The 16,456-nt window shown below is 67.6% G+C and carries 17 protein-coding genes; 2 read left to right on the top strand and 15 right to left on the bottom strand.

What is annotated here, in order from left to right:
- Positions 1-25 precede the first annotated feature (25 nt).
- On the top strand, positions 26-214 hold the full coding sequence (locus CE453_RS29640) for a helicase-related protein (protein WP_472840958.1): 189 nt from the start codon (positions 26-28) through the stop codon (positions 212-214).
- A gap of 41 nt (positions 215-255) precedes the next feature.
- Positions 256-585 (top strand): hypothetical protein, encoded by a 330-nt coding sequence (locus tag CE453_RS20470; protein ID WP_089176251.1) that lies wholly within the window; start codon positions 256-258, stop codon positions 583-585.
- 274 nt (positions 586-859) lie between these two features.
- On the opposite strand, the gene CE453_RS20475 is transcribed toward CE453_RS20470, so the two are convergent.
- The 15 genes from CE453_RS20475 to CE453_RS20545 all read right to left on the bottom strand — a co-directional run bounded on the left by CE453_RS20475 (position 860) and on the right by CE453_RS20545 (position 16,454).
- The gene (locus tag CE453_RS20475; protein ID WP_089176252.1) at positions 860-2,185 is read right to left on the bottom strand and encodes an acyl-CoA thioesterase/bile acid-CoA:amino acid N-acyltransferase family protein; all 1,326 of its coding nucleotides are present in this window, start codon (positions 2,183-2,185) and stop codon (positions 860-862) included.
- A gap of 36 nt (positions 2,186-2,221) precedes the next feature.
- Complete coding sequence (locus tag CE453_RS20480) at positions 2,222-3,793, bottom strand: ABC transporter substrate-binding protein (protein WP_089176253.1); 1,572 nt, start codon at positions 3,791-3,793, stop codon at positions 2,222-2,224.
- Positions 3,790-4,815 carry an ABC transporter ATP-binding protein gene (locus CE453_RS20485; protein WP_089176254.1) on the bottom strand — a complete coding sequence of 342 codons (1,026 nt, stop codon included), beginning with the start codon at positions 4,813-4,815 and terminating at the stop codon, positions 3,790-3,792. The genes CE453_RS20480 and CE453_RS20485 overlap by 4 nt, the downstream gene beginning before the upstream one ends.
- Positions 4,812-5,801, bottom strand: coding sequence for an ABC transporter ATP-binding protein (locus CE453_RS20490; RefSeq protein ID WP_089176255.1), 990 nt, complete (start codon positions 5,799-5,801; stop codon positions 4,812-4,814). Before CE453_RS20490 ends, CE453_RS20485 begins: the two co-directional genes overlap by 4 nt.
- The gene (locus CE453_RS20495) at positions 5,798-6,697 is read right to left on the bottom strand and encodes an ABC transporter permease (RefSeq protein ID WP_089176256.1); all 900 of its coding nucleotides are present in this window, start codon (positions 6,695-6,697) and stop codon (positions 5,798-5,800) included. Before CE453_RS20495 ends, CE453_RS20490 begins: the two co-directional genes overlap by 4 nt.
- A complete protein-coding gene (locus CE453_RS20500) occupies positions 6,694-7,668 on the bottom strand; it encodes an ABC transporter permease (protein ID WP_089176257.1) in 975 nt (324 codons plus the stop codon). The genes CE453_RS20495 and CE453_RS20500 overlap by 4 nt, the downstream gene beginning before the upstream one ends.
- On the bottom strand, positions 7,668-9,116 hold the full coding sequence (locus CE453_RS20505; RefSeq protein ID WP_089176258.1) for a flavin-containing monooxygenase: 1,449 nt from the start codon (positions 9,114-9,116) through the stop codon (positions 7,668-7,670). Before CE453_RS20505 ends, CE453_RS20500 begins: the two co-directional genes overlap by 1 nt.
- Positions 9,113-10,081, bottom strand: a complete 969-nt coding sequence (locus tag CE453_RS20510; protein WP_089176259.1) for a LysR family transcriptional regulator — start codon at positions 10,079-10,081, stop codon at positions 9,113-9,115. The genes CE453_RS20505 and CE453_RS20510 overlap by 4 nt, the downstream gene beginning before the upstream one ends.
- Positions 10,082-10,102: 21 nt before the next feature.
- Positions 10,103-10,684 carry a peroxidase-related enzyme gene (locus CE453_RS20515; RefSeq protein ID WP_089176260.1) on the bottom strand — a complete coding sequence of 194 codons (582 nt, stop codon included), beginning with the start codon at positions 10,682-10,684 and terminating at the stop codon, positions 10,103-10,105.
- On the bottom strand, positions 10,681-11,157 hold the full coding sequence (locus tag CE453_RS20520) for a hypothetical protein (RefSeq protein ID WP_089176261.1): 477 nt from the start codon (positions 11,155-11,157) through the stop codon (positions 10,681-10,683). Before CE453_RS20520 ends, CE453_RS20515 begins: the two co-directional genes overlap by 4 nt.
- A gap of 167 nt (positions 11,158-11,324) precedes the next feature.
- Positions 11,325-12,326: a tRNA dihydrouridine(20/20a) synthase DusA gene (dusA, locus tag CE453_RS20525; protein ID WP_089176262.1), complete on the bottom strand. Its 1,002-nt coding sequence runs from the start codon at positions 12,324-12,326 to the stop codon at positions 11,325-11,327.
- Positions 12,327-12,378: 52 nt separating this feature from the next.
- Positions 12,379-13,209 carry an ABC transporter permease gene (locus CE453_RS20530; protein ID WP_089176263.1) on the bottom strand — a complete coding sequence of 277 codons (831 nt, stop codon included), beginning with the start codon at positions 13,207-13,209 and terminating at the stop codon, positions 12,379-12,381.
- Between the two features lie 3 nt (positions 13,210-13,212).
- Positions 13,213-14,103, bottom strand: a complete 891-nt coding sequence (locus tag CE453_RS20535; protein ID WP_248307813.1) for an ABC transporter permease — start codon at positions 14,101-14,103, stop codon at positions 13,213-13,215.
- On the bottom strand, positions 14,100-15,170 hold the full coding sequence (locus CE453_RS20540; protein WP_198302407.1) for an ABC transporter ATP-binding protein: 1,071 nt from the start codon (positions 15,168-15,170) through the stop codon (positions 14,100-14,102). Before CE453_RS20540 ends, CE453_RS20535 begins: the two co-directional genes overlap by 4 nt.
- Positions 15,171-15,263: 93 nt before the next feature.
- Positions 15,264-16,454, bottom strand: a complete 1,191-nt coding sequence (locus CE453_RS20545; RefSeq protein ID WP_089176265.1) for an ABC transporter substrate-binding protein — start codon at positions 16,452-16,454, stop codon at positions 15,264-15,266.
- Positions 16,455-16,456 lie beyond the last annotated feature (2 nt).

The following is a 16,456-nucleotide window of genomic DNA, read 5'->3' on the forward strand; positions in this document are numbered from 1 at the left end:
CCATACACACTACATGCTCGCCGCGATGATACGGAAGGGCGCAGCGTTCCACTACGGCAAGATGCCGACGTTTCTTCGCGAGACCCTTGAGAGCGCCTTTCGAGAGGGACACGTGAAATTCCTCGTCTGCACGACGACGCTGTTCGAGGGCATCAACCTCCCGGCACGAAACGTCTTCATCGATACGCCACGAGGGGCACGAGGAAGCCGCTAGCTCCTGCCGCGCTGTGGAACTTCACCGGACGCGCCGGACGCATGTCCGCGGACATCGTGGGCAAGGTGTTCCTCGTCGACTACGAGGACTGGCCGGACAAGCCGCTCGACGACTTCGTCGGTTACCAGGTCCAGTCAGCGTTTCTGCGGCCAGCGTCCGAGGTTCCGGACCGCCTGCTCGGGGCCTTGGGAGGTGCGATGCCGACCGAGTCGCCGCACGACGAGGACGCTGGGCGAGTGAGGGCAGCTGCCGGGCTTCTGATCTCCAAGGCCGCAGGGAACGAGGTCCGCGGGTATGTCGACCGCACCCTTGGCAGCCTCGACGAAGGGCTGCGCAACCGCCTGACCGAGGCGAGCTTCGCGGCACACTAGAAGATCCGTCTTCCGGCGACGCTGCTGGCGACCAACTGGACAGTTGATCCGTTCGGGCTGCGCCGGCTCTACGACAACATGCTAGAGAAGGTAGCGGAGGAGAAGACGCTGAGGCTGATACCCATCAGCCCGCTCGGAAAGGGAGCCTCCGATAGGCACGGCCGGATCTTCACCAGGATTCACCGCGAGGTGAATCGCGGTGACGGGGGCTTCGCGGGCCTCGTTTCCGGCATCGCTCTACGGTGGATGCGCGGCGTGCCGTATCCGATCATGCTCACGAAGGCAGTCGATCGTCAGAGACGGTACGACGACAAGAAGCGCGGCGCCCGCTATGGCGTTGAATGAAAGCGAGGGCGGCCGCCCAGGCGCCGGCATTGGCCTCTGCATTCGCAGCCGGCGTGCCACCCATCGTCGTCGCGATGCCGCTGACCGGATGGCGATGGGCAATGCGGGTCGCAGGCGTATAGGGGAAAAGGATGGAGTGGCCGGCAGCCGGCCAGTTCTCCCAGGCGACCTCATGCGGATGACCGGCAGCGAGCAGGCTCGACTGCACGATCAGCGAATAGAGGTCCGAGGGCCAGGCGCCATCGTCGCCGCCCGAGATGAGCAGGACGGGCCCGGCGATCCGCTCGACCGGGATGCGGGCGCGCGCCATGGCGACAGGGTCGCCCAGGGCCGTGCGCATGGCGTCGGCATTGCGCCTGACGGTGGTCGCCTCGTCATAGGGCTTCCAGCTCGCGGTGGCGTTGTCCTGCCATTGATGGACGAGCGGCTTGCCATCAAGCGTCCAGCATGGGCCATCGCGGCCGAGTCCTGGAGCGGGATCGGCGGCGGCCTGGCCGCCATGGGTGAAGGCGCTCGGCACATAGCCCAGCACCGCCGAGACCTTTTCGGGAAAGGTCGCGCCAAGCAGGAGCGCGAGCTCGCCGCCACGCGACTGCCCGGCGACGGCGACGAAATCGTTCCGCGGGCGCACCGCCGCACGCAGCCAGTCGAGACCGCGGGCGAAATATTCGAGCGGCGTGTTCGAGATGTATTTCGGCAGGCCAGGCGCGCCGAAATAGCCGAGCGCCAGCGCCGCGACGCCGCGCGAGGCCCAGAGCGCTGCGCGCGGCTCGTTGATGCCGCCGCCGGAGCCGTTGAGGATCATGATCGCCGGGTGCGGGCCCTCGCCGGCCGGCAGGAACAGCGTGCCGACGAGGCCGCCCTCGGCCAATGGCCGGCGGGTGACGCCGTCGGTCATCAGGATCTGGGTCAAGTCGCCGGAGGCCACGGTCTCGCCGCCGATGGAGGCGGTGAGCGTGGTCTCCAGCGGCTGCGCCATGTCGGCGTGGAAGAGCTCGCCCTCGCCTTCCTGCGCCCAGATCAGGCCCATTGCGGCGACGCCTTCATAGGCTCCACGGATCGGGGCGTCCCGCGTCAGGTCGACCGAGCCGTCGGAGGCGGCGACGAAAACCGCTTCCGCCCGCCAGAGCCGACCATCGCGCGGGGTCTCCGCAGCGATGGCCACCTCCGCGCCCGCCGGCAAGTCGGCCAGCGCGATCCGGCGCGGCACGTCGATCAGATCGACCGCGGGGCTGATCGTGAAGCTGGCGGGCATGGCGGTTCCGTCTCCGTTACGTCCGGGTCAGCCCCGTCACTTCGCCTTGCTGACCTGCATGGCAACGGTGCGGTCGCTGTTCCACGGCACGACCTTGAGGTCCGGCCGGCTCGCCCAGATGTTCTTGTAATGGTAGAGCGGGATGATCCCGACATCGTCCATCACGACCTTGACGGCGTCCTTGATGATCGCCTCGCGCTTGGGATCGTCGAACTCAGCGCCGGCCTTCGCGAGGGCCTCGTCCAGCTTCGGGTTGCTGTAGCGGCCCCAGTTCGAGGCGCCGAGCCCCTTGGCCGGATCGACCGTCGCCAGGATCGAGGTCATCGCATAGGTGCCTTCGCCGGTGCCGTTGCCCCAGCCGATGACGCTCATCGCGTATTCGTTCTTGTTCGCGCCGGTCACATAGACCGAGAAGGGCACGACCTCGACCTGCGTCTCGACACCGATGCGGGTCCAGAACTGGGCGACGGCCTGGGCGGTCTCCGGCGCCAGCGGATAGCGCTCGCCCGGGACATGCATCGTCAGCTTGAAGCCGTTGGGATAGCCGGCCTCCGCGAGCAGCGCCTTGGCCTTGTTCGGATCGACCGCGATCTTGGCGTAGTCAGGATTGTAGCCGAAGGTGTCGGCCGGCATCCACTGGGTGGCGACCGTCACGCCGCCGCGGGCGACACGATCGGCGATGGCCTCGCGGTTGATCGCCATGTTGAGCGCCTGACGGACGCGAACGTCGAGCAGCGGGTTCTTGTCGAGCGGCTTGCCGGCCTTGTCGGTGATGAATTTCGACGGGGCCGGGTTGAAGCTCGGCTGCAGGATGAGCGCGCGCAGGCCGGGATAGGACCAGACCTTGACCTTGGGGTTCTTCTCCAGCTTCTCGATGTCGGAGAACGAGACCTTGTCGATCATGTCGACATCGCCCGAGAGCAGCGCCGCGGTGCGGGCGGCCGGGTTGGCGATGTAGCGATAGCTCACCTTGTCCCACTCGGCCTTCTCGCCCCAGTAGGTGTCGTTCCGCTTCATCTCGACGCGGTCGCCGGGGGTGTAGCTGACGAAGGCGTACGGTCCGTCCGTGACCATCGCCTTGCCGCTGTTGTAGTCGTCGGTGGTCGCCGTCTGGCCGATATGCTTGCTGACGATGTAGATGCTCGAGATGTTGATCGGCAGCAGCGGGTCCGGCGCCTTGGTGGTGATGATCAGCGTGTGCGGATCCTTGACCTCGACCTTGGCGACACTGCGCAGGAAGCTCTTGAAGCTCGCGACCGAGCCCGGCACGTTCTGGGCGCGCTCATAGGAAAAGGCGATGTCGTCTGCCGTCACCGGCTTGCCGTCGGTCCAGACCGCCTTGTCGCGGATCTTGAACTCCCAGGTCGTCGGCGAGGTGTTCTTCCACGACTCGGCAAGGCCCGGGACCATGCCGCCGACGGTCTTCTGCGCGACGATGGCGGGGAAGAAGTGCTGCGCCACCGAATGGTCGCCGGCGTAGTTGTTGAGTTGCGGGTCGATGGCCGAGACCGGATCGGCGAAGCCGATGCGCAGGTCTTCCGCCGAGGCGGTCCCTGCGGCGACGATCAGCGCCGCGGACAGGGCAAGCGTGCTCAGTTTTGTCGTCATCCGATCTCTCCAGTTGGCGCGCGGTGTTCCCCTTCGGGCGCGTCGTTGAGGTGGCAGGCGGAACGATGGCCCGGCGCGATCTCGCGCAGGGCGGGTTTCTCGACGCGGCAGCGGTCGAAGGCGGCCGGGCAACGCGGGTGAAAATGGCAGCCGGGCGGTGGCGCGGCCGGGCTCGGGATCTCGCCCTTGACCGGTGCATAGACCCGCCGCCGCTGCTTCAGGTCCGGGATCTCCGCCAGGAGGCCGCGCGTATAGGGATGGTTGGGGTTGGCGAAGAAAGCCCGTGCCGGCGCGTCCTCGACGATGCGACCCAGATACATGATGACGACGCGGTCGGCGATGTGCTGCACGACCCGCAGATCATGGCTGATGAAGAGATAGGTCAGGTCGAGGTCGCGGCGCAGTTCCATGAACAGGTTCAGGATCTGCGCCTGGATCGAGACATCGAGCGAGGCGACCGACTCGTCGCAGACCAGGAAACGTGGCTGCATCGCAAGCGCCCGGGCAATCGAGATGCGCTGGCGCTGGCCGCCGGAGAACTGATGAGGGAAGCGCTGGCGATAGGCCGGATCGAGCCCTGCCCGGCGCATCTGCGCACAGACATAGTCGTCGAGCTCGGAGCGGCCGACGATGCCATGGACCAGCGGCGCCTCGCCGATCGCTTCGGCGACGCGCATGCGCGGGTTCAGGCTGGCCTGCGGATCCTGGAAGATGAGCTGCACGTCGCGATGGACGGAGCGGTCGCCCTGTGGATCGCGCCCGAAGACACGAACCTCCCCATTGCTGGGCGAAAGCAGCCCGGCAGCGATGCGCCCGAGCGTCGACTTGCCAGAGCCGGATTCGCCGACGAGGCCGACGAATTCACCCGTCGGGATGGTGAGATCGATGCCGTCGAGCGCGTGGATGACAGGCTGCCGCTTGGCGAGATGCAGCCTGACCGCAAGCCCGTCCGCACGACCGAAGCGGCGGCTCAGGCTGCGCGTCTCCAGCGCCGGAGCGGTGGTGGTCGGCTTGGTCGTCATGCCGCCACCTCGGCCGATGAAGCGGGGCCGGACAGGGGATGAAAGCAGCGCAGCCTGTGTGCGCCTGCGGTGAAGCCCGGCTGCAGCACGCAATCCTCGGCGCGGCGCGCGCAACGCGGCCCGAAAGCGCAGCCCGGCGGCGGATCCACCATATCCGGCGTGGTGCCCGGGATCTGGACCAGCATCGAGCCCGGCGCGCTCGCGCCCGGAAGGCTGCCGATCAGCCCGGCCGTATAGGGATGGCTCGGCCGGTCGAGCACCGCATCGACGCTGCCCTGCTCGACGATGCGGCCGGCATACATCACGGCGATCTCGTCAGCGATGCCGGCGATCACCGAGAGGTCGTGCGTGATCCAGAGCAGCGCCGTGCCGGTTTCACGAGTCAGTTGCTGCACCTCGGCCAGGATCTGCGCCTGGATCGAGACGTCGAGAGCGGTGGTCGGCTCGTCGGCGATGATCAGGTCGGGCTTGTTGATCAGGGCGATGGCGATTGCGACGCGCTGGCGCATGCCGCCCGACAGCTGATGTGGATAGGCGTCGAGCCGGGCCTCCGGGCTCGGGATGCCCATCGCCCCGAGCGCATCCCGCGCGCGGTCGCGGGCGGTCCTCTCGTCGACGCTCTCATGGGCGCGGATGGTCTCGATCATCTGCGTGCTGATCCGGAGCACCGGGTTCAGCGTCATCATCGGATCCTGAAAGACCATGGCGATGCGGTTGCCGCGCAATTCGCGCAGGCTCTCCTCGTCGAGCTTCGTCAGATCCTGCCCGCGGAACAGGATCTCGCCGCCGACGATCCGCCCCGGCGGATCGATCAACCCCATGATCGAGAAGCCGGTCACGGATTTGCCGGAGCCGCTCTCGCCGACGAGGCCGAGCGTCTCGCCCGCCCGCAGCGTGAAGGAGACATCGCGCACGGCGTCGAGGTCGCCGCGGTCGGTGCGGAAGCGGGTGCGCAGGTTGCGGAGCTCGAGCAGCGGCGCGGTCATGTCAGCGCCCTCGGGTCGAGCACCTCGCGCAGACGGTCGCCGACGAGGTTGATCGCGACGATGGCGGCGAGCAGCGTCAGGCCGGGGAAGAAGCTGATCCAGTACTCGCCCGACAGCATGAACTGGAAGCCGTTGGCGATCAGCAGGCCCAGCGATGGCTGCGTCACCGGCGCGCCGAGGCCAAGGAAGGAGAGCGTCGCTTCCAGCGTGATGGCGCGGGCGACCTGCAGGGCGGCGATGACGAGCAGCGGCGGCAGGCAGTTGGGCAGGACATGGCGCAGCAGAATGCGATAGGTCGGCAGGCCGAGCCCCCGCGCGGCTTCAAAATAATCGCGCTTGCGCTCGACCAGCGCCTGGCCGCGCGCCGTACGGGCGTAATAGGCCCATTCCAGCAGCACCAGCGTCAGCACGACATTGCCGATGCCCCGGCCGAGCAGCGCCAGCATCAGGAGCGCGACGAGGATCGAGGGCAGCGACATGATCAGGTCGACGAGCCGCATGATCAGCGCATCGAGGAAGCCGCCGCTCCAGGCCGCGATCAGGCCGAGCAGAGTCCCGAGCACGCCCGCCAGCACCGCCGAGCCGACACCGACGGTCAGGCTGGTGCGCAGCCCGTAGAGGATGGCGGAGAACAGGTCGCGACCCTGGCCATCGGTGCCAAGCCAATAGGTGAGATCGCCCCCCATCGAGGCCGAGCCGGGCGGCAACCTGGCATCGAGCACGTCGATGGCGGCGAGGTCGAAGGGGTTCTGCGGGGCGATCTGCGGGGCGAAGACGGCACCGAGGACCAGCAGGGTCATGAGGCCCAGGCCGATCACGGCCGTCGGCGCGCGCAGGAAGCGGCGCAGCGCAGTGACCGCCGGACGGCGGGCGGAGGCGGCGGGAACGCTCGTCATGCCGAAGCCTCCTCGCGGACGCGCGGGTCGAGGATGCGATAGAGGATGTCGACGACGAGGTTGATGATGACGAAGAGCGTCACCACCACGAGCAGGTAGGCCATGACCACCGGCCGGTCGAGCGCGTTGATGCTGTCGAGGATGAGCTTGCCCGAGCCCGGCCAGGCGAAGATGCTCTCCGTCACCACCGCGAAGGCGATGGTCGAGCCGAGCTCGAGCCCGAGCACCGTCACCAGCGGGATCATGATGTTGCGCAGGATATGCATCATCACGATCCGGCCGCGGCGCAGGCCCTTGGCCCGCGCGAAGCGGACATAGTCGAGCGGCAGCACCTCGCGCACGCCCGCCCGCGTCAGGCGGATCACCAGCGAGACCTTGAACAGCGACAGGTTGATCGCCGGCAGCAGCATGTGCCGCCAGCCGTTCAACGTGAGGAACGACCAGTCCGCGCCGAGAAAATGCACCGTTTCGCCGCGACCGCTCGCCGGCAGCCAGCCGAAATAGACGCTGAAGGTCATGATCAGGAGCAGCCCGACCCAGAAGGTCGGCAGCGAGAACCCGAGGATGCTGCCCGTCGTAATCAGCTTCGACAGGCGCCGTTCCGGGTAGAGGCCGGCATAAAGCCCCAGCGGCACGCCCAGGATCACGGAGAAGACCGTGGCGGCGATGGCGAGTTCCAGCGTCGCGGGCAGGCGCTGCAGGATCAGCGTCACGGCTGGAACATTGTAGACGAAGCTGCGGCCGAGATCGCCGCGCAGCGCACTGCCGGCGAAGTTCAGATACTGTTGCCAGAGCGGGCGGTCGAGCCCGAGCTGGGCGATGAGTTCGGCCCGGTCGGCCTGCGTCGCGTCGGGCGCGAGGAGGATATCGGCCGGGTTGCCGATGGCGTGCATGCCCAGGAACACGACGAGCGACATCGCCACGATGACGAGGAGCGCCTGCGCGACGCGCTGGAGCAGCCAACCGAGCATCAGACCGGAACCGCCGTCTCTTCGGGCAGGATGGGCACCCATTCGTCGCCGAAGATCTCCGGCTCCGCATAGGCCTGGCCGCGTGCGAAATGCGTCTCGACGTCTTCGACGAAGAGGCGCCCGGCAATCGCCTGCGACAACCGCTCGGCGCCGTCGCTGATCGCCGGGATATCGCCGGAGACCGTCCCGTGGGACATCATCGCCGGGTAGCAGAAGCAGTGCACCCGCTCGAGACCCGGGCTGGCGTCCGGCACCTTCGGCAGGAACTCGAAGGCGGGGCCGAGATCGGGCATCGCGCCAAGGCTCGGCTCGGCATTGTCCGGCATGCCGCGATCGCTCCAGAAGCGGGCGTTCGCCGCGATCTCGGCGAGGAAGGGGCGATTGTCCCAGTCGACCTTGAAGCCGGTCGAGAAGACGATGAAGTCGAAGCGCATCGTGCCGGCGCTGGTCTCCACCACGATCTCGTCACCCTCCATCCGGGCGGAAAGCAGCGCGGTTCCCTGCCGGAAAAAGGCATTGGGATGCCGCGAGACGCGCAGCACGCTGGCGCGCGGCGGCGGCACCTGCTCGCGGGCGATGTAGCCATTGATCCGCCATTTCCAGTCGTCGGGCAGATAACGATAGCCCGCGACCGAACCCGGATGGCCCATGCCCTTGCCGCGGTTGATGCGAGGGATGTCGCGGCGGCGGATCAACAGGTCAACGCGAGCCGCGCCCGCCTCCAGCGCCGTCCCGGCGCTGTCCATGGCCGAGGCGCCTGCACCAATGACGGCGACGCGCTTGCCGCGCAGCGCCGCGTAATCATTCTCGTCGGAAGAATGCGCCCAGCGCTCGCGCGGCAGGCTCTCGGCGATTGGCGGCACATAGGGCCCGCCGAGCCCGTCGCGGCCGGTCGCCAGCACGACATGGCGAGCCAGCACGCGCTGACGGCCCGCCGGGGCCTCGATCTCCAGCGTCGCGTAGTCCGGGCCGAGATGGATTCCGGCGATATCGTGCTGGTTGCGGACGTCGAGAGCGAGCACGGCGCGGAACCAGCGCAGATAGTCCATCCACATCAGCCGCGGGATCTTGTCGAGCTCGTCCCAGGTCTGCGAACCGAACTGCGCCTCGAACCAGGCGCGGAAGGTCAGCGACGGGATGCCAAGCGCCGGACCGGTCAGGGTTTTCGGCGAGCGCAACGTCTCCATTCGCGCCGTCGTCGCCCAGGGGCCCTCATAGCCCTGCGGCCGGCGGTCGTAGTTCACCACCTTCAGGCCGATATTGCGCATCGCGGCCGCGGCCGCGAGCCCGGCCATGCCGGCGCCGATGATGGCGACGTCGAGCAGCGTCTCGCCTGAAACCGCGCGCTCCGGCACCCAGGGCGCCGCCGGCAGCGTCAACAATTCGAGTTCGCGGGCGACGCGGCGGTTCAGCGCCTCGAGCCCTTCGATATCCGGATCGGCGGTCACAGCCGCGCCTCCTGTTTGGTCAGCGACGCGAGGAGCGATTGATGCTCCTCCGGGGGGATCAGGGTGAAATCGTCGAGCCTGTGCTGCGCCACGACCTGCATGGCCGCGATCAGTTCGCGGGCCTTGTCCGGCACCGGGACGCCGCGCGCCGTCACCGCCCCGAAGCAATAGGGGATCGCCGTGGCCAGCGGCAGGATGCGGATACCCGGCAGAGCCTCGGCGGTCAGCGTCAGCGGCTCGACGATGCCGATGCCGGCGCCGGCGCGGATGAAGGACAGCGCGTTCATGGTCGAGGTGGTGCGGACCTTGACGCGAACATCGACCCCAGCGGCGTCGAGCGTTGCGCGGATGCGGGCCGGGACGCCGCGGCGCAGCGACATGCCGACGAGATTGCGCCCCGACAGCGCCTTGAGCTCGACCGGCCCCTCCGTGCGGGCCAGCGGGTCGTCCTCCGGCACGGCGAGCACACAGGGTGCGGTCCCGAGCCATTCGAGGACGAGGTCGCGATGCAACAGCGGCGCGCTGGTCGCGCCGATCTGCGCCGTGCCGGACATCACGGCGTTCTGCACGCGATCGGGATTCTCGACCTCGACCATGAGCCGCGGCGCGTTCGCCCCCTCGCCTGCCGCCTTCCAGGCATCGGTCAGCAAGCCGAAGGCCAACGCGGAGACCGCCGAGATGCGGATTGGCGGCTCGGCCTCGCCCACGACCTCGCGGGCGCGCTCCCAGAGATTGACGAAGCCGGCCAGCGCACGTTCGACATCGTCGCGCAGCACCATGCCCTTCGGCGTCAGCACCAACCGCTGGCCGACGCGCTCGAACAGCGGCTGGCCGAGATCGCGCTCCAGCTCCTGAATCATGCGGCTCACCGAAGGCTGCGAGACACCGAGATGCTTCGCTGCCGCCGTGACGCTGCCGAGCGAGGCGACCTGCAGATAGGCTTCCAGGATCTTGAGGCGGCTCATCTTGGAGCGTTCGAAAATGCTCTAGTCGTCGTTGCGGACGGGGTCGCCGAGCACGTGCATCAGCCGGTTGGCCCAGCCGAACAGCGCCGTGGAGAGGATGAGATCGACGATCTCCGCCTCGTTCAGTCCGGCTTCGCGCAGGCGGGCTGCGTCCGCCTCGGTTACGGCCGGCGGCGTCTGCGAGAGCTTGACCGAGAAGTCGAAGATCGCCTGCTCGCGCGGCGGCAACGCAGCCTTCTCGCCGCGGGCGAACAGTTCGTCCGTGACGGCGGTGTCCTTGGCGAGCTGGGCGTGGCGGGAGGCATGCACCGCGGCGCAGTAGATGCAACGGTTGACGATGGAAGCGCCGATGGCGCCGAGCTCGCGCTCGGCCCGGCTCATGCCGCCGGGGTCGTACATGATCGCGTTGAACAGCGGCGAGCGGACCGACAGCGTCTCGGGGTCATGCGCCAGCACCAGCACATAGTCGGAGACCTTGGTGTTCGACGGCGTGATCTTGAGGGCTTCGCGCTGTTCCGGCGTGGCCTTGGCGAGATCGACCGGCGTGACCCGCGGCTGCCATTCCGGCACGGTGCGGGTGAAGCGATGCACGACCCGGCTCATGCCGAAGCTCCCTTCAGAATGGCGAGCCCGGCGAGGACGCGCGCCTGATAGCTCATGAAGGCGTTGAGTTCACACAGGCGGACGATGTCGGCTTCCGCAACCCCGGCGGCCTTCAGCGTCTCGATATCCTCGGCCGCGACAGAGCGCGTATCGGCGGCAACCTTGTCCATGAAGGCGAGCACCACCTGCTCGCGGGCGTCCCGGCCCGGCGCAGAGGGCTCCGCGAGCGCACGCAGCGCCGGGTCCGTGACTTTCGCGCGATAATGCTCCGCCAGGCTGGCGAGCCCGTTCAGCGCCGCGATGCGCGCGGCCATGGCAAGGCGCCATTGCGACGGAAAGCCCCCCGGATCATGCGGCGCTGTGACCGCTTCCTCGGCTTTGCGGCTCATCTCGACGATGTCACTGCGCGTCTGCGCCGCGATTGCCGCAAGCGCTCCCTGCCAGGGCGAGGTCTCCAGGCCAGCTTCCGCCATAATAATCCCCTCCGCGTATCAACTCGCTGAGTTGATGCCTAAAGCGAATTAACTAGCGTCGTTGCGCCAAGTCAATGAGCACGACGATTTCGCGCACGTGTGTTCAACACGCACGGCTTGCTGGCGCGGCACGGTGTGCAGGAGGTTTCGCGTCAAGCCATCGCCGATCAGGCGGCGGCGGTTTCCAGCTCGTGCCGAGAGACATGGGCGATGGCCGCGCGCAGGTCGGCAAGGCCAGCTCCCGCCTGGACGCAATGCTCGGCGAGGTGGCGACGGAAGAGACGCGCTCCCGGGCGGCCGGGAAACAGGCCGACGAGGTGGCGCGTGAAGGCGTGCAGGCGCCCGCCCCGCTCCAGATGCGCCGCGATATGAGGCTCAAGCGCTTCGAGCATCGCGAAGGCGTCGGCGACCGGCGCTGCCGCGCCGAAGAGCAGCGGATCGACCTGCAGCAGGATTTCCGGATTCTGATAGGCCTCGCGGCCGACCATGACGCCGTCGAGCTTCTCCAGATGCGGCAGCCATTCGGCCGGCGCCTTGATGCCGCCGTTGATCGCGACCGGCAGGTCGGGGTTGGCAGCCTTGAGGCGATAGGCGCGCTCATAGTCGAGCGGCGGGATCTCGCGGTTCTCCTTGGGCGAGAGGCCCTGCAGCCAGGCCTTGCGGGCATGGACGATCAAGGCGTCGACGCCAGCGGCGCGGACGGACGCCGTCAGCGCATCGAGCGCGGCTTCCGGGTCCTGGTCATCGACGCCGATGCGGCATTTCACCGTCACGGGGATCGCGACCGCAGCCTTCATCGCGGCGACGCAATCGCCCACCAGCGCAGGCTCGCGCATCAGGCATGCACCGAAGGCCCCACCCTGCACGCGGTCAGACGGACAGCCGCAATTCAGGTTGATCTCGCCATAGCCGAAATCGGCGCCGATCCGTGCGGCCTCTGCCAGCAATTTGGGATCGTTGCCACCGAGCTGGAGCGCGACGGGATGCTCCATGGCGTCGAAGCCGATCAGGCGCTCGCGGTTGCCGTGGATGACCGCCTGCGCCGTCACCATCTCCGTGTAGAGCAGCGCATGGCGCGACATCAGGCGGTGGATCGTCCGGCAATGGCGATCCGTCCAATCCATCATCGGCGCGACGGAGAAGCGCATGGTCGGGAGCGGCAGGGTCATGGCCGCTCCCCTATATCATTCGGCCCGGCTTTGCACCTCCGGGCCGAGGCCCTCACTTCTTCGCGCGGGCGACGATCTGCGTCGGGTTGACGAAGCGCAGCGCGATGATCAGCCAGATCAGCGTCGTGATCATGTAGATCACCGCCATGGCGTCGATCGACTGCACAGCGCGCACGCCCGAGGCGAAGACCGCGTAGTAGAGCGCGACGACAAGCGTCTGGCTGGTCGGGCCGGCCGTGAGGAAGGTCAGCTCGAACATGGCGAGCGTCCTGACCAGCACCAGCAGCAGCGCCGCCAGGATGCCCGGCATGAGCAGCGGCAGCAGCACATGCACGAACAGCTTGAAGGTGTTGGCGCCGAAGACGCGCGCGGCCTGCTCGATCTTGGTGTCGATCTGCTCGATGAAGGGGATCATCACCAGGATGACGAAGGGCACCGTCGGCACCAGGTTCGCCAGCACCACGCCCGACATCTGGCCGGCGAAGCCGGTCTGGTAGAGCACCGTCGCCAGCGGAATGCCGAAGGTGATCGGCGGCACCAGCAGCGGCAGCAGGAAGAGCAGCATGACGAGCTTCTTGCCGGGGAAGTCCCGCCGCGCCAGCGCATAGGCCGCCGGCACGCCGATCAGCCCCGAGAGCGCCACCACCAGGAAGACGATCTGGAAGGTGACGAGCAGCACGTCATGGAGCTGGAACTCCGACCAGGCGGCCGAATACCAGCGTGTCGTCCAGCCGGCCGGCAGCCAGGTGCCGAGCCAGCGCGTGGCGAAGGAGGAGGTCACCACCGTCGCGATCATCGCGAGGAGGTTGACGATGAAGAAACCGATCAGCGTCCAGTTGGCGGCCGCCCAGAGCTTCGTCGAGAGACGCGTGTCCTTGACCATGGCTCAGCCCTTTCCGCCGCCAGCCGGGCCGCGATAGAGCAGGCCGCGCGCCGCCAGCACCGCGACGACGATGGCGAGCTGCACCACCGCCATGATCATCGCGACCGCCGAGGCCATCGAGTAGTCGTATTCCTCGAAGGCCGCCTGGTAGGCCGCGATCGAGATGACGCGGGTCGGCCCTGCGGGCGCGCCGAGCAGCACCGCCGAAGGGAAGACCGAAAAGGCCTGCACGAAGCTGAGGCAGAAGGTGATCGCCAGCCCCGGCAGCAGCAGCGGGAAGAGGATGTGCTTGAAGCGCTCCCACGGCCCCGCGCCCAGCGTCGCGCCCGCATTCTCCAGCGCCGGGTCGATGCCGGAGAGATAGGACAGCGTCAGCAGGAAGGTGAAGGGGAAGCCGGTGATGACCAGCGAGAGCATCACGCCCCAGTAGTTGTGGAGCAGCTTCACCGGCGAGGAGATGAGGCCGAGCGTCATCAGGGTCCGGTTGAACCAGCCCTGCGGGCCGAGATAGTTCAACAGGCCCTCGGCGACGAGCACGGTGCCGAGCGTGATCGGGATCACCAGGATCGTCGTCAGCAGGCGCTGGTTGCGCATCAGCCGGACGCGGAAGGCGATCGGGATCGCCAGCGCCAGGGTGACGATCGTCACCGGCAGGGCGAGCCAGAGCGTGGTTCCGATCGTCCCGTAGAGGAAGGAGTCGGAGAAGAAGCGCTGGTAGTTGGCGAAGACGCCGCCCGCCTTCGGCTCGAAGGAGAGGAAGAGCCCGTAGAGGAACGGGTAGATGAACAGCAGCAGCACGAACAGGACGGCCGGCACGACGAGCAGCGTAAGACCATCGAGCCCACGCGCCGCCAGCCGCTGCTTCAGCGGAATGGAGGAAGCGTCCGTGCTCACGCCACGCCTCCACCATAAACCAGGACGCGGTCGGGATCGGCGGCGAGCGTCACCGCCTCGCCCGGCGAGAGCTTGTCATGGGCGAGGAAGGAGAGATCCGTGCCATCGGCCATGCGGGCGAAGCCGACGAATTCGCGGCCGCGGAATTCGGTCGAGACGACCTGCGCCTTGAGGCCGGGCTGACCAGCCGCAACCGGATGCAGATCCTCCGGACGGATGGCGAGCCAGGCGTCGGCGCCGGCGTTGACCGCATTGCGGGCGCGGCCCGCGATCTGCGCATCGCCGACCGCGATCGTGGCGCGACCATCAGCGGCGCTCGCGACCTTGCCCCTCACCTTGTTGCGGAAGCCCATGAACTCGGCGACGTCGAGATGGTCCGGCCGCGAGAACAGATCCTCAGGCGTGCCGACCTGACGGACGACACCGTCCCGCAGCACGACGATGCGGTCGGCGAGCGAGAGCGCCTCTTCCTGGTCGTGGGTGACGTAGATCGTGGTGGCGCCGAGCGTGTTGTGGATGCGGCGGATCTCGGCGCGCATCTCGAGGCGCAGCTTGGCGTCGAGATTCGAGAGCGGCTCGTCCATCAGCACCAGCGGCGGCTCGACGACGATGGCACGCGCAATGGCGACGCGCTGCTGCTGGCCGCCGGAGAGCTGGCCGGGCAGCTTCTCGGTCTGGCCCTGCAGACGCACCAGCGCGGCGGCTTCTGCCACGCGCTTGTCGATCTCGGCCTTGGGAACGCCGCGCATCTTCAGGCCGAAGCCGATATTCTTGTTCACGCTCATATGCGGGAACAGGGCGTAGTTCTGGAACACCATGCCGAAGCCGCGTTCCTCCGGCCGCAGGGGGTCGATGCGCTTGTCATCGAGCCAGATGCCGCCGCCGGTCGCCGGCAGCAGGCCCGCGATCAGGTTCAGCGTCGTCGACTTGCCGCAGCCCGAAGGGCCGAGAAGGGCGATGAATTCGCCCTTGCCGATCGTCAGCGACACGTCCTTGAGGGCGTTGTGGCTGCCGAAGTCGCGGCTCAGGCGGTCGAGCTTGAGCTCGCGGAAAGAGGCTGCGTTGATGGTCATGGCGTCCGGGATTTCGAGAGCTGGAGCAAATGATGGCAGGCGGCGGGCCGCGACCTGGTCGCGAAGCCCGCCGCCGCCCGGTCAATCTTACTTCTTCTTGGCGCCGCCGACCTGCTCGTCCCAGATCCGGAAGGCCGCGACCATCTTGTCGGGGTTCAGCGGGGTTTCCATCGGGTTGTCGGCGATCAGCTTCTCGTATTCCGGCCGGCCGAACTCCTGGATCGCCTTCTGGCTGGAGGCCGGAGCCATCGAGAGCGGCACGTCCTTCACCGCGGGACCCGGATAGAAATAGCCTTCGTCATAGGTGTAGGCCTGCTGCTCGGGCGTGAGCATGTGGCGGATCAGGTCGAGCAGCACGGCGAGCTTCTCGTCCGAGACGCCCTTCGGGATCATCATGTACTGGGCGTCCGTGACCCAGTGGAAACCCTTGAGGGTCTGGATCTTGGCTTCCTTCGGCACGATGCCGAGCACGCGCGGATTGATGTCCCAGCCGGTGGTGCTGATGATGATGTCGCGGGTGCCGTCACCGAGCTCCTTCATCGTCTGCCCGGTGCCGCCGGGATAGTAGTCGATGTTCTCGCCGAGCTCCTTGAGATAGGCCCAGGTCTTATCCCAGCCCTTCTCCGGGTCCTTCGGATCCTTGTCGCCGAGCAGGTAGGGCAGCCCCATGATCCAGGTGCGACCGGGACCGGAATTGGCCGGACGTCCGTAGAAGAAGCGGTTCTTGTTCTGCTTGGTCCAGGCAAGCAGTTCCTCGGCCGAGGTCGGCACCTGCTTGACACGCTCGGGCATGTATTCGAGCAGCGGCCCGGACGGGTAGTAGACCATCGCCATGCCCTGCCCCGAACCGAGATTGTGCATGGCGAGCGCGGGCTTGAGATAAATATCTTCCGGCTTCGGCAGTTGCGAAGCGAACTGGGGCAGCAATTCCACCCAGAGCTTCTGGTCGATGCCGGCCGAAAGAACGTCGAGGCCGCCGATGACGAGATCGATATCGAGGCGGCCGGCACTCTGCTGGGCCTTGATCTTCGAGGGCAGCTCCGGAGCCGGCGCCTTGGTGAAGACCATGCGCGAAGCCATCTTGGGCTTCATCTTGGGGTAGTTTTCCAGCGGGGTCTGCACCAGGGCCAGGGCGCCGCCGACATCGACGACGCTGATCGTGACCGGCGAGGCCGGCTGCTTGGGCTGCTGCGCGAAGACGCCCGGCGCATAGGCTACCGCGCCGAGGCCGGCGACGCCGCCGACAAAGTGGCGCCGGTTGATGCTGTCTTGAACCATGG

The organism is Bosea sp. AS-1, from assembly GCF_002220095.1.
In the GTDB taxonomy this organism is placed as follows: Bacteria; Pseudomonadota; Alphaproteobacteria; order Rhizobiales; family Beijerinckiaceae; genus Allobosea.

Excerpts from the sequence above, each read along its gene's own strand:
- CE453_RS29640 (WP_472840958.1), top strand. The coding sequence starts at position 26 with ATGATACGGAAGGGCGCAGCGTTCCACTACGGCAAGATGCCGACGTTT.
- CE453_RS20470 (WP_089176251.1), top strand. The coding sequence starts at position 256 with ATGTCCGCGGACATCGTGGGCAAGGTGTTCCTCGTCGACTACGAGGAC.
- CE453_RS20475 (WP_089176252.1), bottom strand. The coding sequence starts at position 2,185 with ATGCCCGCCAGCTTCACGATCAGCCCCGCGGTCGATCTGATCGACGTG.
- CE453_RS20480 (WP_089176253.1), bottom strand. The coding sequence starts at position 3,793 with ATGACGACAAAACTGAGCACGCTTGCCCTGTCCGCGGCGCTGATCGTC.
- CE453_RS20485 (WP_089176254.1), bottom strand. The coding sequence starts at position 4,815 with ATGACGACCAAGCCGACCACCACCGCTCCGGCGCTGGAGACGCGCAGC.
- CE453_RS20490 (WP_089176255.1), bottom strand. The coding sequence starts at position 5,801 with ATGACCGCGCCGCTGCTCGAGCTCCGCAACCTGCGCACCCGCTTCCGC.
- CE453_RS20495 (WP_089176256.1), bottom strand. The coding sequence starts at position 6,697 with ATGACGAGCGTTCCCGCCGCCTCCGCCCGCCGTCCGGCGGTCACTGCG.
- CE453_RS20500 (WP_089176257.1), bottom strand. The coding sequence starts at position 7,668 with ATGCTCGGTTGGCTGCTCCAGCGCGTCGCGCAGGCGCTCCTCGTCATC.
- CE453_RS20510 (WP_089176259.1), bottom strand. The coding sequence starts at position 10,081 with ATGAGCCGCCTCAAGATCCTGGAAGCCTATCTGCAGGTCGCCTCGCTC.
- CE453_RS20515 (WP_089176260.1), bottom strand. The coding sequence starts at position 10,684 with ATGAGCCGGGTCGTGCATCGCTTCACCCGCACCGTGCCGGAATGGCAG.
- CE453_RS20520 (WP_089176261.1), bottom strand. The coding sequence starts at position 11,157 with ATGGCGGAAGCTGGCCTGGAGACCTCGCCCTGGCAGGGAGCGCTTGCG.
- dusA (WP_089176262.1), bottom strand. The coding sequence starts at position 12,326 with ATGACCCTGCCGCTCCCGACCATGCGCTTCTCCGTCGCGCCGATGATG.
- CE453_RS20530 (WP_089176263.1), bottom strand. The coding sequence starts at position 13,209 with ATGGTCAAGGACACGCGTCTCTCGACGAAGCTCTGGGCGGCCGCCAAC.
- CE453_RS20545 (WP_089176265.1), bottom strand. The coding sequence starts at position 16,454 with ATGGTTCAAGACAGCATCAACCGGCGCCACTTTGTCGGCGGCGTCGCC.